14 protein-coding genes are annotated in these 15,541 nt (G+C 68.9%); 10 read left to right on the forward strand and 4 right to left on the reverse strand.

Annotated elements, in window-relative coordinates; all coding sequences use genetic code 11:
* The first annotated feature begins 300 nt into the window (after positions 1–300).
* The gene (locus WBA97_RS25165; protein WP_424233384.1) at positions 301–1,059 is read left to right on the forward strand and encodes a GH12 family glycosyl hydrolase domain-containing protein; all 759 of its coding nucleotides are present in this window, start codon (positions 301–303) and stop codon (positions 1,057–1,059) included.
* On the forward strand, positions 1,056–2,186 hold the full coding sequence (locus tag WBA97_RS25170) for a hypothetical protein (RefSeq protein WP_424233385.1): 1,131 nt from the start codon (positions 1,056–1,058) through the stop codon (positions 2,184–2,186). Before WBA97_RS25165 ends, WBA97_RS25170 begins: the two co-directional genes overlap by 4 nt.
* Before the next feature lie 60 nt (positions 2,187–2,246).
* Here WBA97_RS25170 and WBA97_RS25175 read toward each other — a convergent pair whose 3' ends face one another.
* Positions 2,247–2,519 (reverse strand): hypothetical protein, encoded by a 273-nt coding sequence (locus WBA97_RS25175; RefSeq protein WP_424233386.1) that lies wholly within the window; start codon positions 2,517–2,519, stop codon positions 2,247–2,249.
* A gap of 329 nt (positions 2,520–2,848) precedes the next feature.
* On the opposite strand from WBA97_RS25175, the gene WBA97_RS25180 reads away from it, so the two are divergent.
* The 3 genes from WBA97_RS25180 to WBA97_RS25190 all read left to right on the forward strand — a co-directional run bounded on the left by WBA97_RS25180 (position 2,849) and on the right by WBA97_RS25190 (position 6,265).
* Complete coding sequence (locus WBA97_RS25180) at positions 2,849–5,035, forward strand: MMPL family transporter (RefSeq protein ID WP_424233387.1); 2,187 nt, start codon at positions 2,849–2,851, stop codon at positions 5,033–5,035.
* A 74-nt stretch (positions 5,036–5,109) separates the two neighbouring features.
* Positions 5,110–6,162, forward strand: coding sequence for a helix-turn-helix domain-containing protein (locus WBA97_RS25185; protein ID WP_424233388.1), 1,053 nt, complete (start codon positions 5,110–5,112; stop codon positions 6,160–6,162).
* A complete protein-coding gene (locus WBA97_RS25190) occupies positions 6,128–6,265 on the forward strand; it encodes a DUF397 domain-containing protein (RefSeq protein WP_424233389.1) in 138 nt (45 codons plus the stop codon). The genes WBA97_RS25185 and WBA97_RS25190 overlap by 35 nt, the downstream gene beginning before the upstream one ends.
* On the opposite strand, the gene WBA97_RS25195 is transcribed toward WBA97_RS25190, so the two are convergent.
* On the reverse strand, positions 6,253–7,458 hold the full coding sequence (locus WBA97_RS25195) for a hypothetical protein (RefSeq protein ID WP_424233390.1): 1,206 nt from the start codon (positions 7,456–7,458) through the stop codon (positions 6,253–6,255). The genes WBA97_RS25190 and WBA97_RS25195 overlap by 13 nt on opposite strands.
* Positions 7,459–7,636: 178 nt before the next feature.
* Here WBA97_RS25195 and WBA97_RS25200 point away from each other — a divergent pair, with 178 nt between their 5' ends.
* Both WBA97_RS25200 and WBA97_RS25205 read left to right on the forward strand, forming a co-directional pair.
* Entirely contained in the window at positions 7,637–8,884 is a 1,248-nt protein-coding gene (locus WBA97_RS25200) for a wax ester/triacylglycerol synthase domain-containing protein (RefSeq protein WP_424233391.1), read from the forward strand.
* Positions 8,885–9,028: 144 nt separating this feature from the next.
* Positions 9,029–9,868, forward strand: coding sequence for an alpha/beta hydrolase (locus tag WBA97_RS25205; RefSeq protein ID WP_424233392.1), 840 nt, complete (start codon positions 9,029–9,031; stop codon positions 9,866–9,868).
* 47 nt (positions 9,869–9,915) lie between these two features.
* On the opposite strand, the gene WBA97_RS25210 is transcribed toward WBA97_RS25205, so the two are convergent.
* A complete protein-coding gene (locus tag WBA97_RS25210) occupies positions 9,916–10,788 on the reverse strand; it encodes a hypothetical protein (RefSeq protein ID WP_424233393.1) in 873 nt (290 codons plus the stop codon).
* Between the two features lie 235 nt (positions 10,789–11,023).
* Between WBA97_RS25210 and WBA97_RS25215 the strand changes: the two genes are divergently transcribed.
* Positions 11,024–11,509 carry a glutathione peroxidase gene (locus WBA97_RS25215; protein WP_424233394.1) on the forward strand — a complete coding sequence of 162 codons (486 nt, stop codon included), beginning with the start codon at positions 11,024–11,026 and terminating at the stop codon, positions 11,507–11,509.
* 39 nt (positions 11,510–11,548) lie between these two features.
* Here WBA97_RS25215 and WBA97_RS25220 read toward each other — a convergent pair whose 3' ends face one another.
* Positions 11,549–12,490, reverse strand: a complete 942-nt coding sequence (locus tag WBA97_RS25220) for a DUF5829 family protein (RefSeq protein ID WP_424233395.1) — start codon at positions 12,488–12,490, stop codon at positions 11,549–11,551.
* 192 nt (positions 12,491–12,682) lie between these two features.
* On the opposite strand from WBA97_RS25220, the gene WBA97_RS25225 reads away from it, so the two are divergent.
* Both WBA97_RS25225 and katG read left to right on the forward strand, forming a co-directional pair.
* The gene (locus WBA97_RS25225) at positions 12,683–13,114 is read left to right on the forward strand and encodes a Fur family transcriptional regulator (protein WP_424233396.1); all 432 of its coding nucleotides are present in this window, start codon (positions 12,683–12,685) and stop codon (positions 13,112–13,114) included.
* Between the two features lie 31 nt (positions 13,115–13,145).
* Positions 13,146–15,374 (forward strand): catalase/peroxidase HPI, encoded by a 2,229-nt coding sequence (katG, locus tag WBA97_RS25230; protein ID WP_424233397.1) that lies wholly within the window; start codon positions 13,146–13,148, stop codon positions 15,372–15,374.
* Positions 15,375–15,541 lie beyond the last annotated feature (167 nt).

Consider the following 15,541-nt stretch of genomic DNA (forward strand, 5'->3'; position numbering starts at 1 on the left):
GAAGAGCCGACAGATCTTTCACAAGACAACCCACCACCAACATCAGCAACAGGCGTCAGCATCTTTCCGAGTCAGACCCTCCACGGGTCTCCATCCACACACATCATCATCACTGCGTCTTTCGGGGCATCGCACCCTCCGAGGCTGTTGTCGTTGTGTGCTGATTCGGCCTAACATTATTTTCACCGGTTGAGTCGCAGCGGCGCGCTCCCAGACTGAAATCCCTTTCGGGATTTGTCGAATGGCCGTCGAAGCGCTTCGACACCGATTCGACAAATCCTCGAAAGGTGTGATCTCTCGGTGCGTTGGACATCCCTGCTGACAGCCGTTACGACCGCTGTCGTCTTCTCCGTCCTACCCTCGGGTCCCGCTGCGGCGGCGGCCAACACGTGTGAACCGTTCGGCTCGATCACCTCGGGCAAGTACTGGCTGAACAACAACCTCTGGGGCCAGGACGCCGGCTCCGGCTGGCAGTGTGTGTGGGACACCGCCCAGGGCGGGACCATCGGCTGGGGCACCAGCTGGAGCTGGTCCGGGCAACAGAACCAGGTGAAGTCCTTCACCAGCAGCGTCCTCGGCTGGCACTGGGGCTGGAAGACCACCGGGCACGAGCTGCCCGTCCGGCTCAACGCAGGCCGGGACATCTACACCGACTGGCGCTACCGGGTTTCCGGCTCCGGCACCATGAACGTCGCCTACGACCTGTGGTTGCACGACATGCCCAACCCGGACTGGCAGAACAACCCGACCGACGAGGTGATGATCTGGCTGTACCGCGCGGGTGGCGCCGGGCCGCTCGGCACGCTCCAGGGCACCGTCACGATCGCGGGCACCACGTGGGACCTCTACCGGGGCAACATCGGGTGGAACGTCTTCTCGTTCGTCCGCCGCGCGAACACCACGTCGGCGACGCTGCACATGCAGGACTTCCTCGGCAACCTCGTCAGCCGGGGGTGGGTGAGCAATACGAAGTACCTGTCCAGCATCGAGGCGGGCACCGAGGTGTTCACCGGCACGGGCCAGCTCGACACCGACGCGTACACCGCGGACATCCGGTGAAGCGGGCGATCGCGACGGTCGTCGCCACCGTGGCCGCACTGATCGGCGTGCCGCAGCAGACCGCGGTCGCCGCGGACTGTGGCAGCGGGTCGTTCCAGGCCGAGGCGTACCTCAACGGCAGCACGTGGACCGCCCGCCGGGGCGGCACGACCGTCCACACGGGAACCGACATGCGTGCGGCGGTGCAGGCCGCGATCGGCAGCCTCACGGCGGGCCGCACCAGCAAGGAACGGGTCGTCGTGTGGCAGGGCGGCACGATCAGCGCCGGGTCGCGGATCTCGTTGCCCAGCTACACGATCCTGGACTCGTGCGGCACGATCAACGTGACCGGCTCCGGGTCCGGTGACCAGGCACCGGTCTACTCGCGCGGCACGCACGACGTCGAGGTACAGCACCTGAAGCTGACCGGCGCCCCCCTGTACGGCGTGTTCATGCGCAACGTGGACAACGTCGTGCTCGGGCAGATCGACATGCGGCTCTCCGGCGGGCTCGGCATCCGCGTCGACAACCGAGGCGACACGAGCGTGCGCAGCCGCAACATCCGGATCGACAACGTGTACGTGTCGGGCACCGGCACGCACGGTGTGGAGACCTACGGCGTCGACGGGCTGACCATCGGCACCGTCACCGCACGCAACACGCGTGACTCCGGCCTGTTGCTCAACGACACGATCAACGCCTCGGTCGGCACCGTGGACGCGGAGAACGCGGGCACGGGCACGGGGTACGCCGCGTTCCGGGTCGCGAACCGCAACGGCCGGATCGGCAGTTCGTACCCGGTCAACGTCCGGGTCGGCACGGTGAAGGCCCGTGGTGGCGGTCGCGGGATCTTCTGCGTGTCCGAGAGTGGTGGCCTCGTCGTGGACCGGGTCGACATCGCGAACACCGGCAACAACGCGATCCTCGTGGAGAACTGCTACAACGTCACGATCGCGGGCCAGAGCGGCACGGTGTCGGGTGGCGGCGGGATCCGGCTCGCGGCGCGGACGGAGTTCCCGAACAACGCCGACATCTACATCCAGAACATGACGGTGACCAACAACGCCATTCAGGAAAGCCCGTGTGGTTCGAACACGGTCTTCCGCAACCTCGTATTGAACAACACGAGCATGAACGTGTGCTCGTGATGAGTGGAGGCGTGTTCGGGAGCGTTCCCGAACACGCCTCCCGATCATGCGCGGCGGCGCTCACAGCTCCCGGTGATCGACGTGTTCCGGGATGCTCGCCTCGCTCACCGGGCGGCCCTGGTGCAGGACGAAGTCGGTGACGTCGCGGAGCACGAACGTCGGCGCACCGACCGCCTTGGCCAGCCGGACGTGGTGGAACTCCGCGTCCCGCACGTCCTCCAGCACGACCGCGGGCCGCGTGTCGGGCTCCTCGAACCGGGCGGTCACGTTGTCCAGCCGCACCCCCGTCACGTGGCGGAGGTAGAACGCCCACGCGGGCAGGATGCCGAACATCGACGGCTCCGGGTACGCCTGCGGCCGGTGAACCGGATCTGGCGCGCATCGGCGAGTCTCCTGTGACCGGCAGTCACGCTTTGAAACGTTCTAGGTCGCCACAGTAACGGTGCTCCGGCCGCCTTCACAAGAGCCGTGGCGGAGAAAACCGTTGAGGCAAGGCCTTTCCCCAGGTGCGAGCGGTGCGCCGAACGCGGTGCGGGAGCGCAGGGTCACCCTCCGGGATTCAGGGTGATCCCTGATGCCGGTCCCGGGTAAGCCCGGAGCACGGCGGCCTCTCCATGCACGAGCCTTGTGTCGGCACAAGACATGAGTGTGAGGGGATCAAGATGGGGAAGACGTTGCTCACCGTGCGGATCGCGAGATGGAGCGCGGAACATCCGTGGCGTGCGATCGGCGCCTGGCTGCTGTTCGTGGCGATCTGCATCGGGGCGGGGCAGGTGGCCGGGACCAGGCAGGCCGACTTCGACGACAACCCGACGGGCGAGCTGGCCACCTACCGCGGCATCGTCGACGAGGCCGGTTTCACGCGCCCGGCGACCGAGAACGTCCTGATCTCCGCCCGTGACGGCGCGCTGGACACCGCACAGGCCACGGCCGCGGCGAACGACGTGCGTGCCGAGATGTCCGGGTTGCGCGAGGTCGGCGACGTGAGCGACCCGGTGCCGTCGCCGAAGGGCACCGCCGTGCTCGTCAACGTCGAGCTGGCTGGCGACCCGGACACGTCGGAGGAGCGCGTCGGCGCGCTGCTCGACGCCACCGCGACCGTGCAGCAGCAGTACCCCGGCCTGCTGGTGGAACAGGTCGGTGGCGCTTCGCTGGACAAGGCGCTGTCCACGACGCTGGGCGAGGACTTCCAGAAGGCCGAGCTGATCAGCATTCCCGTCACCCTGGTGATCATGCTGGTGGTGTTCGGCGCGCTCATCGCCGCCGGCGTGCCGGTGCTGCTCGCGATGTCCGCGGTCGGGGCCGCGCTGGGGCTGTCCGCGCTCGCGTCCCACCTCATTCCCGCGACCGACAACACGAGCAGCATGATCCTGCTGATCGGCATGGCGGTCGGCGTGGACTACTCACTCTTCTACGTTCGCCGTGACCGCGAGGAACGCGCGAAGGGCAAGGGGCACCTGGACGCGGTCGAGATCGCGGCCGCCACGTCCGGGCACGCGATCGTGGTGTCCGGCATCGCCGTGACGGTCGCGATGGCAGGCATGTTCGTGGTCAACGACGTCGTGTTCTCGTCGATCGCCGTCGGCACCATCATGGTCGTGCTCGCCGCCATGATCGGCTCGATCACCGTGCTGCCCGCGCTGCTCGCGAAGCTCGGCCGGTGGGTCGACAAGCCGAGGATCCCGTTCCTGTGGCGGCTTTCGATGCGGAACAACGCGGGTGCGCCGAAGTTCTGGGGTGCCGTGCTGCGGCCGAGCCTGCAGCGGCCACGCACCACGCTGGTCGTCGGCGTCGGACTGCTCGCCGCGCTGTCGGTGCCCGCGTTCAGCATGACGCTCAACGCGCCGTCGGAGGCCGACCTCCCGCGCAGCATCCCGATCATGCAGTCCTACGACCGGATGACCGAGGCGTTCCCGAGCACCGGTGCGTCGCACCAGATCGCGGTGCGGTTGCCGGCGTCCGCCGAGGCGGACGGTGAGGCGGCGGTCGGCAGGCTGCTCGACCGCATCGCCGCCGACCCCGGCTTCGCGCACGACCAGCCGCCGGAGGTGACCCCGGCCCGCGACGGCCGGATCTACCTGATCTCGGCAGGCATCCCGCACGACGGCGCCTCCGTCGAGGCCGACCAGTCGCTGGAGCGGCTGCGGACCACGCTGCTGCCCGCCACGATCGGCACCGTCGCGGGGGCGGAGTTCGCGGTGAGCGGCCAGACGGCGGGGGAGAACGACTTCGTCGAGTCGATGACCGGCGCGCTGCCGTGGGTGATCGGGTTCGTGCTGCTGCTGACGTTCCTGGTGATGCTGTGGGCGTTCCGCGCGCCGGTGATCGCGCTCTCGTCCATCGCGCTGAACCTGCTGTCGGCGGGTGCCGCGTACGGCCTGCTGGTGCTCGTGTTCCAGAACACCTGGGCGGAGGGCCTGCTCGGCTTCACGTCGACGGGCGGCATCACGGCGTGGCTGCCGGTGATCCTGTTCGTGACGCTGTTCGGCCTTTCGATGGACTACCACGTGTTCGTGGTGAGCCGCATCCGCGAGGCGCTGGTCCTCAAGTCCACAAAGGACGCGATCGCGGACGGCATCACCCGGTCCGCGGGCGTGGTGACGAGCGCCGCGGCCGTCATGATCGGTGTGTTCTCGATCTTCGCGACGCTGAGCACCATCGACATGAAGCAGATGGGCGTCGGCCTCGCGGCCGCGATCCTCATCGACGCGACGATCATCCGCGCGGTCATCCTGCCCGCGCTGATGACGGTGCTGGGCAAGGCGAACTGGTGGACGCCGCGATTCCTGCGCTCCCGCGAGGACAAGCTGGCGACCGACGAGACGCGAGTGCTCGAACCGGTCGGCTGACCAGCCATGCTTGAAGGTGCCCTTCGAGACCCTCGAAGGGCACCTTCAGGGCGCTCCGGGACTGTCATGCAACCGTGGAAAGACTCGCGGTGGATTACAACCATAGGGTGGACCTGGCGCGGCGTGCCCGCGTTCTGCCGGTGGGTCGCCATAGCGTGACCGGTATGGGTATTCGTCACGCGTCGGCCGCCTACCGGGAACTGGGTGGGATGTTGTGTCGCGTTCGGGAGAAGTCAGGTCTGACCGGTGACGCGCTCGCACGCAATTTGGGCTGGTCGCCGTCGACGGTCTCGCGCATGGAGAGAGGGTGGCGGCAGTCCTCCACGACGGACGTCATCCAGTACGCGGTGATGTGCGGGGCGAGGCAGGCCGAGGTGCAGCCGATCGTGGACTTCACCAGGGTGGCCGAGCGCCAGGAGGGCTACCACCTGTCGGACAGGCGGATCGACGGTTCACTCCAGTCGCTGATCTTCCACGAGTCGTCGGCAGCGCACTCGATCGTCTATGAGCCGCAGGTGATCAATGGCCTGGTGCAGACGCCCGAGTATGCCTGCGCGCTCGTCACCGCCTTCAACCCCGACATCAATGAGGACCGGGTAGTGGGCGCGGTGCGCACCCGAATGGAGCGACGGCGGATCCTGTCCCTGCCGAATCCAGCGCGGTTCACCTTCTTCATCCACGAGCACGCACTGCGGCTCCGGGTCGGCTCCGGTCAGGTCATGCACGAGCAGTTGCTGCATCTGGTGCTCACCACGGCTATGGACCACGTCACACTGCGAGTCGTGCCCAGCGCGGCAGGGGAGCGATCTGCGGTCGGCGGGGCATTCCGGCTGATGGAATTCCAGGAGCACCGCCCGATGGTGTATCTGGACCATCTCGACGGAGGGGGCTTGATTCTCGACGACCCCGGCTACGTGCGCCGCTACCGCGAGCTGGTCCCCATGCTCGCGGACGTCGCTTTGGATGAGGGACAATCTCGGGAGTTCGCGGCCAGTCTGGCCGACGAGTACGACCGAGGGAGTCAACGGGGTGTCGCAGACGTCCTGGCGGAAGAGCAGCCACAGCGGCGGCGAGGGATCGGACTGCGTCGAGGTGGCGTGGAGCCAGCAACCCCTATCTACCAGTGAGGGGTTGCTGGTCCGCGACTCCAAGAACGGGGACGGCCCGATGCTGACCGTCCCCGCCGCCGCCTGGCACCGGCTCGTCCGGGACGTGCCTCAGCCGTCGTAAGTTGCCTGAGTCACCGCGAACACGTTGCGGTTGCCGACACCTTCCTGCAGTGTCCACAGCAGGTCGGCGTTCGTGGCGTCCTCCCAGTAGGAGATGCTCTCCGCGCCGCTGACCCACCCGTAGGTCGCCTGGCCCGCGGATGGGGTCCAGTAGTAGAGCTGCTTCTGCCCGGACGACGCGAACCACCACCGCCCGTTGTGGGACGCGACGCCGTTGAGGTTGTACCAGTCCAGTTGCAGTGCCTGGCTCGCGGTCGTCGACGCGGCGAACGTCCCGCCGGAGCCGAACGGGTAGCGGATCGCCCTCGGTTTGCGGTTCGGGTAGGACGAGCAGCCGGACTTGCAGGTGTACTCCGTCACGACCATCGACTTGCTCACCCGGTCGAGGGAGATCGTCGACCAGCGGAGTGCGGTGCCCGAGGTCGTGCTCGACGTGATGGTGCCGATCTGCGGCAGCACGTAGGCGTAGTTGTGCGCGTAGTAGGTGCCGTTGGACTGGCGGCCGATCTGGTCGGCGGTGCCGCCGGTGTTGGTCTTGAGGATCTTGCGCATGTCGAACACGCGCATCCCGCGCCCGGTGTCGGCGACGTAGAGGTAGTCGCCGTACCAGGAGACCCCGCCTGCGTGGACAGGGATGTCCTTGAAGTTCGGCGTGGTCGCGGACCCGGTCGGCTCGACGAGCAGGACCTTGCGGTACTTGTTGGGATACGTGGCATCCCAGTCCACGAGCGTGATCCGGGTGCGTTCCCCGCTGCCGCCGCAGGCGTCGTTGGTGTACCAGCTGACCAGGACCAACTGGTGGCCGTCGTAGTTGCCGCCGTTGGCGGTGCCCACCGCGTCGCGGCTCGTCGTGATGCCCTGCGGGTAGCTCTTGCAGTCCGAGTTGTCCGCGCTGTCGAAGCGGAAACCGGTCTCCAGTCCGGGGATGGAGAACGACGACGGCAGTCCAACGCGGTCGTGGTTGGCGTTCGTCATCACCGTGTGCACCGACGCGGTGCCGAGAGTCGAGACGAGCGCGGAGTTGATCGCCCCGAACTGGTTGTAGTTCGCGCTGAGCGTGTACTGGCTGGTGGGCAGGTTCGCCGGGTTGGCCGCCGCGGCGGCGGAGGCCGGGGCCACGAGCATCCCGGCGGCGACGAGTACCGCCGCGGCGAGTCCCGATCTTCTGGTAGCGGTGAATCCGCGTACTGACATCACGCCCCCTGTTGTCGGAAAATCACAGAGTTTGCTACACGTTAGTGAGTATCTGGCCGATCGATCAATAGCGGGATCAGGCGAGGCGGGCCGGGCCGGGCGACCAGAAGTCAAGGCGAAGTCATGCCGCGAACCCGATACTCGGGCGATCGTTCTGACTCGGCGAAGGCATGGCGCGATGGACAACTTATCGACGGTACCCGCTGACTTCCTCGGCACGGCGTTCGCGCGGCTGGGGCAGATCGCGCCGGACCCGGCCGACACCTACTTCGGCCTGGTGTTCCGCATCGCGGGGCCGTGCCCGCCGGTCGAGGACCTGCGGGCACGCGTCGCGGCGCGCCTGCCCCGGCTGCCCAGGCTGACCGAACGCCTGGTCGCCCGCGCCTCGGTCCAGTGGGAGCGGGACCCCGAGTTCGACATCGCCCGGCACGTCGGCACGCTGCGGCGCCACACCGGCGTGCTGTCCGCACACGAGATCCTGTCCGGCACACCGGACCCGGCACGGCCGCCGTGGGGACTGTGGACGTCGGAGGACCCCGAGAACCCCGGCGGCTGGCGCCTGTACTACCTGGTGCACCACGCGCGCCAGGACGCGGCCGCCGCACTGCGCACGGTGACGACCCTGCTGGGCGACGACGACACCGACACCGTGACGGCCGCGCCCGTGCCTGAACGGCAACGCGGGTGGCCCGCCATGCTGCCGATCGCACTCGACCTGCTGCGCACCAAGTTCCCAGGACCCGCCGTCGCGCCGAAGAGGTACGGGCCGGGCCGCGTACTGGCCGTTGGCGAGGTGGACGTCGCGCTGTTCACCGACATCGCGGCACGCACGGGTGCGACGGTCAACCAGGTCCACATGGCCGCGATGTCCTCGGCACTGGACCGGTGGGCGCCCCGGCCGGAGGTGTCACGCAGGCCGGTCAACGTCCCCGTGGACACCCGCGAGCCCGGCGACTCGGACGTCGCCAACCGGCTCGGGTTCATGCGGGTCGGCCTGCCCTGCGGCGATTCGGCGCCAGAGTCGCGGCTGCGGTCCGTGCGTGCCGCCGCCGGCCGTCGCCGGACCGCCAGGTACCGCCGGGTCTGGGGTGCCATCACCCGGGGAGGGGGCAGCCCCGCCGCGGGCTGGGCGATGCGGCAGATCACCGACCACACCCAGGTCGCGATGACGTTGTCGAACCTGCGGATCGCCGCGCCGCTGTCGCTGATGGCCGCGCCGGTCCTGGCCGTCACCGGCCTTCCGTGGCTGCCGCCCGCCCACGCGTGCTTCGCCTTCTTCACCACCTGCGGCGACCGCGCCGCGCTGACGGTGCTCGCGCCGGAGGGTGCGCAGGACCCGGCGGAACTGGCCGCGCACTGGAGCGACGCCGTCCACGCGCTGCACCGCGCGTACGCTGCTCAGCCTGAGGTGGGCTCACCGGCATAGCGGCGTTCACCAGCAACCCTCGGTGAAACCGCCTGCCGACCATCGGCGGTTTCACCTGTCTTGCGCGCTTTCCCTGGCAGGGCAACGAATTCCGGCGACACACTGGCATGCGCCGAATTTCGTCACCGACAGTGGAGCAGCCCCATGCGATTGCGCAGCGCTATCACCGGCGTCCTCGTTCTGCTCACCGCACTGACCACGGGCACGGTCAGCGCGGCGGCGGACTCCCCACCATCCGTTCTCGGCGGGTCGGGCCCCTACTCCGCCGGGTACGAGACGACCCTGCGGTTGTCCAACCACACCATCTACCGGCCCAACACCCTGCCCGCGAACATCAAGCTGCCCATCGTCGCGTGGGGCAACGGGGCGTGCCGCGCGGATGGGACCTGGTTCGAGAACATCCTCACCGAGTGGGCATCGCACGGTTTCCTCGTCATCGCGAACGGCAGGCCGGGCGGGTTCGGGTCGACCGACTCCGAGATGCTCATCGACTCACTGGACTGGGCGATCGCGGAGAACTCCAGGGTCGGCAGCAAGTACCGCGGCAAGATCGACACCACCAAGATCGCCGTCATGGGGCAGTCCTGCGGCGGCATCGAGACCTACGAGGTGGCGGACGACCCGCGCATCACCACGACGGTGCTGTGGAACAGCGGCCTGCTCAGCGACAGCCAGAACAACCTGCTGACGCGCCTGTACGCGCCGGTCGCCTACTTCATCGGCGGCCCGAGTGACATCGCGTACGAGAACGCGATGGACGACTGGGGGCGGCTCCCCGCCGGCCTCCCCGCGTTCATGGGCAACCTCGACGTCGGCCACTTCGGCACCTACGACCAGCCCAACGGCGGCGAGTTCGGCCGCGTCGGCGGCCACTGGCTGAAGTGGCAGCTGAAGGGCGACCAGGCCAGCAAGGCCCAGTTCGTCGGCCAGGGTTGTGGTCTGTGCGGCACGGATTGGGACGTGCGACAGAAGAACCTGAGCTGACAACAGTGCGGGGGTGCTCGCCAGGATCGGGCGAGCGCCTCCGCACGTCACGTCCCAGCGGAAACGTCCTGGCGGGGGAGCGGTGTCGTCGGCGCGGACACCACGTCGCGGGCGCGGGCCAGCTGGGCCACGCCGAACCCGGCGAGCAGGGCGCACGCGATGGCGAGGACGATCTCGACGGGCGTGGTGGCGAGGTGCTCGCCGAGGAGCGCGACGCCGATGACGGTGGCGGTGACCGGGTTCACGAGGTTGGTCACGGCGAGTGGCGCGGCGAGGCCGTTGCGGTACGAACGCTGCGTGAGCAGGGTCGCGACGACCGCGAAGACGGCGATGCCGATGACCGCGACGATCGTGATGGGCCGGAGCAGCACCTCGGCGCCGCCGTCGCCCACCGTCACGACCACCGTCTGGCAGAGGGCCGAGCAGACGGCGTACGCCGCGCCGCCCGCGATGGCCTCCCACAGCGTCGACGCGCCCGGCCGGTTCCCGAGGAACGCGAGGACGGCGACCACGGCGACGATGACGCCAAGGAGCCCGATGAGCTCGCCGGACGCGAGCGTCTCGGTCGTGCCGGTCGTCGTGATGATCATGGCGAGCCCGGCGAGTCCGACGACCGTGCTGGCCATGCCCTTCAGCTCGAGCCCGGTCACCCGGCGCCGGGCCGTGACCGCCGCGAAGGGGACCGCGATGACGAGCGTGAGCACCCCGAGCGGCTGGATCAGGGACAACGGGCCGAAGGCGAGGGAGGTGACGTGCAAGGCCGCGCCGAGCCCGTTGAGCGCGAGCGCCGCCCAGAACTGCGGGATGCGCAGCAGTGCGGCGACGGGGAGATTGGCATAGCGAGCCTGGATGAGCGCCGCGGTCGCGTAGGCGATGGCGACCGCGACACACAGCGTGATGGTGATGATCAGGTCGGCCATGCCACTCTCTCGGTTCGCCCGGCGGACGGGAAGATCCATCGTCCTTGTACGGACGTGCGGAGGGCAGGAGCGCCCCCCGGGGCTCTACCCGCAGGGTAGTCCTCCCGTGGGAGGCGGCGATGGCGATTCGATGTGACCGGCCCCACTCGATCAGGCGACCGGTACTGGGCATTGTCCTTGTGCGCCCAGCGCTGATCGCGCGGCGGGCGGCCGGGTCCGGGATAGGGTCCGGGGCGTGCCACTCCACGACATCCCACTGCAGTCGCTCGCCGGTGCGCCCGCGAGCCTCTCCGGCCTGCCGGGTCGCGTGTACCTGATCGTCAACGTCGCCTCGAAGTGCGGGCTCACGCCGCAGTACCTGGGGCTCGAGGCGCTCCACGAGCGCTACTCGGACCGAGGCTTCTCCGTGGTCGGCTTCCCGTGCAACCAGTTCGGCGGGCAGGAGCCCGGCACGGCGGAGGAGATCCAGACGTTCTGCTCGACGACCTACGGCGTCACCTTCCCGATGATGGCGAAGATCGACGTCAACGGCGACGGACGGCACCCGCTGTACACCGAGCTGGCCGCCACCCGGGACAAGGACGGCGCGGCGGGCGACGTGCAGTGGAACTTCGAGAAGTTCCTCGTCGACGACACCGGTGCCGTGACCCGGTTCCGGCCGGCCGTCACCCCCGATGATCCCGAGCTGACGACCGCCATCGAGAAGGCGCTCACCGACTGAGGTCCCCGTGCGTCAGCGGTCCTGCTCCCACGTACCGGCCTACCGCCCCTCGCGCGGGTTGCCGAACGTCCACACGGCACGCGCGAACGGGCCCACGACCAGGGTCGACCGGCCCAGCCGCACCTCGTGCCGGTATCCGATCGGGTGGTTGAGCGACATCTCGACCTGACGCAGCCCCGTCTGGTGCGATGGCACGACGTCGAAGCGGATCGTCGTGCCGTCGCCGTACGCGACGACCCCGCCATCCGGGCGGTGCCCGATCGCGAAACGCCCGGCACGCAGCAACGGCACCGTGTTCGCCAGGTCCTGTGCGGTGATCGCGATGCGGATGCCGGTCACGTCGCGCATCGTGTGGCGGCGGTACTCGTCGGACAGGTACCGCTCGCGGCCGACGTCGCCGGGGTGGACCCCGGGTTCGGTCTCGCTGCGCGGGTCGGCGAAGTACTCCGGCCGGTACTCCATCGCCCACGCGCCGAACGAGTCGTACCGCGCGGTGGTGAACAGGGAGTCGAACCAGGGCACCGGCCTGCCGTCACCGAAGTCGCGGGTCTGGTTGACCTCGATCGGCTGCGTGACGCCCTCGTCGCGCAGTTCGTCGGTCACCTCGGGGAGGTCGTCGGCGCACTCGGTGGACAGGCCCATCCCGGCGGCACCGGCCCTGCTGTCCTGACCCGGCAGGTCGCCTGCCTTGAACAGCTCGAGGTAGGTCTCCCTGCCGAGCAGGTAGCGGCCGGTCCACGTGTGGCCGTCGGCGCCGGTCGTGGTGCGCAGCTCGAAGTTGGCGAACCTCCGCAGGTACGACGAGCTCTCGATGGCGTCGGCGGTGCCGCTGTCGAGAACTCCGTACGCGTGGTTGTAGTGCAGCAGCTGCCTCGGCGAGTCCGCGCCGCTCGCGGCCCGGCCGTCCGCGCCCCCCGCGACGAGCAGCGGGACGGCGACGACAACGGCCATGACGGTGCGCGAAACCCCGCGGTTCAGCATGTGGCCATGGTAGGAGCAACGATCATGAATCGCTCTGGACTCGCGGTCACCATCGATCCGCGCGGGCCGCGCCGCGGCGTCACCCATCCGAGTGGTTCCCGCCGCTCCACGGCGTGCTCACCCGCTGCCAACGGAGCTGACGCGCCGTAGGCCAGACTTGATTCATTCCAGAAAGTAGGCCAGACTTCGCCCGTGCCCACGACGACGGACTTCGAACACATGTTGCGCGATGTCGCGCTGCGTGTGACGCGCCCCCGCATGGCGGTGCTGTCCGCGGTGCACGACCATCCGCACGCCGACACGGATTCGATCATCGGTATCGTGCGGTCGGATCTCGGCGGGGTGTCCCATCAGGCCGTGTACGACGTCCTGCGTGCGCTCACCGCCGCCGGTCTGCTGCGGCGGATCGAGCCTCCCGGCTCCGTCGCGCGGTACGAGGCACGGGTGGGGGACAATCACCACCACGTCGTGTGCCGGTCCTGCGGTGCCATCGCCGATGTCGACTGCGCCGTCGGCGCCGCCCCGTGCCTGACCGCGTCCGACGACCACGGCTTCGTGATCGACGAGGCCGAGGTCATCTACCGGGGCCTGTGCCCTGGCTGTTCCACCGCGACCAGTTTCTGAGCAACAGCGTTCCCATTCTGGAAGGATTCCCGTGTCTGACAGTCCTGACGCCGTCGTTGGAGATATGAACGAGGAGGGTGCCGGCGGGTGCCCGGTCTCCACGGGGCGTTTCAACCACCCGACCGAGGGTGGGAGCAACCGTGACTGGTGGCCGAACCGGCTGAACCTGGCGATCCTGCGCAAGCACAACCCGGTGGCCGACCCCATGGGTGGGGACTTCGACTACGCCGCCGAGTTCGCGACCGTCGACCTCGACGCCCTCGCGCGGGACGTCGACGAGGTGCTGACCACGTCGCAGGACTGGTGGCCCGCCGACTTCGGCCACTACGGCGGCCTGATGATCCGCATGGCGTGGCACAGCGCGGGCACGTACCGCATCGAGGACGGCCGCGGCGGCGCCGGTGCGGGCATGCAGCGCTTCGCGCCCCTGAACAGCTGGCCCGACAACGGAAACCTCGACAAGGCCCGTCGTCTGCTGTGGCCGGTCAAGCAGAAGTACGGCCGCAAGATCTCGTGGGCCGACCTGATGATCTTCACGGGCAACCGCGCCCTGGAGACCATGGGCTTCACGACCTTCGGCTTCGCCGGTGGCCGCGCGGACGTGTGGGAGCCCGACGAGGACGTGTACTGGGGTCCCGAGCGGACCTGGCTCGGCGACGAGCGCTACACCGGTGACCGCGAGCTGGAGGGTCCGCTCGCCGCCGTCCAGATGGGCCTCATCTACGTCAACCCCGAGGGCCCCAACGCCAACCCGGACCCGCTGGCCTCGGCGCGCGACATCCGCGAGACGTTCCGGCGCATGGCGATGAACGACGAGGAGACCGTCGCGCTGATCGCGGGCGGCCACACCTTCGGCAAGACCCACGGTGCCGCCGACCCCGACGTGTACGTCGGTGCCGAGCCCGAGGGCGCGTCCATTGAGGAGCAGGGGCTCGGCTGGAAGCAGTCGTTCGGCAGCGGCAAGGGCCGCGACGCCATCACCAGTGGTCTCGAGGTCACCTGGACCGCGACGCCGACGCGGTGGAGCAACAGCTTCTTCGACAACCTGTTCGGCTACGAGTACGAGCTGACCCAGAGCCCGGCGGGTGCGAACCAGTGGGTGGCCAAGGACGGGGAGAACAAGATCCCCGACCCGGAGACGGGTGAGCTGAACCGCCCGCAGACGATGCTCACGACCGACCTCGCGCTGCGCTTCGACCCGATCTACGGGCCGATCTCGAAGCGCTTCCACGAGAACCCGGCCGAGTTCGCGGACGCGTTCGCCCGCGCCTGGTTCAAGCTGACGCACCGCGACATGGGCCCGATCCAGCGCTACCTCGGCCCGCTGGTGCCGCGGGAGGAGCTGATCTGGCAGGACCGCGTGCCCTCGGTCGACCACGAGCTGGTCGGGGCCGAGGACATCGCGGCGCTCAAGGCTCAGCTCCTGGACTCGGGCCTGTCGGTCTCGCAGCTGGTCTCCACCGCGTGGGCGTCGGCCTCGACGTTCCGCGGCAGTGACAAGCGCGGTGGCGCGAACGGCGCCCGCATCCGGCTCGCGCCGCAGCGGGAGTGGGAGGTCAACGGGCCCGACACGCTGGGGCAGGTGCTGAGCACGCTGGAGGGCATCCAGACCGCCTTCAACAGCGCCCAGACCGGTGGCAAGGCTGTCTCGCTGGCCGACCTGATCGTGCTGGGCGGGGTCGCCGCCGTCGAGCAGGCCGCCAAGAACGCGGGCTACGACGTGCAGGTGCCGTTCACCCCGGGCCGCACCGACGCGTCGCAGGAGCAGACGGACGCCGAGTCGTTCGCGCCGCTCGAGCCGACCGCGGACGGGTTCCGCAACTACCGTGGCAAGGGCAACCGGCTGCCGTCGGAGTACCTGCTGATCGACCGCGCGAACCTGCTGACCCTGAGCGCGCCGGAGCTGACCGTCCTCATCGGCGGTCTGCGGGTCCTCGGTGCGAACCACCAGGGGTCCTCGCTCGGTGTGCTGACCTCGACGCCGGAGTCGCTGACCAACGACTTCTTCGCCAACCTGCTCGACATGAACACGGAGTGGACGGCGGCGAACGGCGACGGCGAGACCTTCGAGGCTCGCGACCGCGCCACGGGCGAGGTCAAGTGGACCGGTAGCCGCGTCGACCTGGTGTTCGGCTCGAACTCCGAGCTGCGCGCCGTCGCCGAGGTCTACGCAAGCGACGACGCCAAGGAAAAGTTCGTCCACGACTTCGTCACCGCATGGAACAAGGTAATGACCCTGGACCGCTTCGACCTGACCTAACCCACCCACCCACCCCACACCCCGCGAGTCCACGGTTCGGAACCCGCGAGTCCACGGTTCGGAACCCGCGAGTCCACGGTTCGGAACCCGCGAGTCCACGGTTCGGAACCCGCGAGTCCACGGTTCGGAACCCGCGAGTCTACGGTTCGGAACCCGCGAGTCTACGG

This window comes from Actinophytocola sp., from assembly GCF_049647105.1.
Lineage (GTDB): Bacteria > Actinomycetota > Actinomycetes > Mycobacteriales > Pseudonocardiaceae > Actinophytocola.

Coding starts and splice junctions, on each gene's coding strand:
- WBA97_RS25195 (WP_424233390.1), bottom strand. CDS start 7,458: ATGTCAGTACGCGGATTCACCGCTACCAGAAGATCGGGACTCGCCGCG.
- WBA97_RS25180 (WP_424233387.1), top strand. CDS start 2,849: ATGGGGAAGACGTTGCTCACCGTGCGGATCGCGAGATGGAGCGCGGAA.
- WBA97_RS25210 (WP_424233393.1), bottom strand. CDS start 10,788: ATGGCCGACCTGATCATCACCATCACGCTGTGTGTCGCGGTCGCCATC.
- WBA97_RS25175 (WP_424233386.1), bottom strand. CDS start 2,519: ATGTTCGGCATCCTGCCCGCGTGGGCGTTCTACCTCCGCCACGTGACG.
- WBA97_RS25205 (WP_424233392.1), top strand. CDS start 9,029: ATGCGATTGCGCAGCGCTATCACCGGCGTCCTCGTTCTGCTCACCGCA.
- WBA97_RS25200 (WP_424233391.1), top strand. CDS start 7,637: ATGGACAACTTATCGACGGTACCCGCTGACTTCCTCGGCACGGCGTTC.
- WBA97_RS25220 (WP_424233395.1), bottom strand. CDS start 12,490: ATGCTGAACCGCGGGGTTTCGCGCACCGTCATGGCCGTTGTCGTCGCC.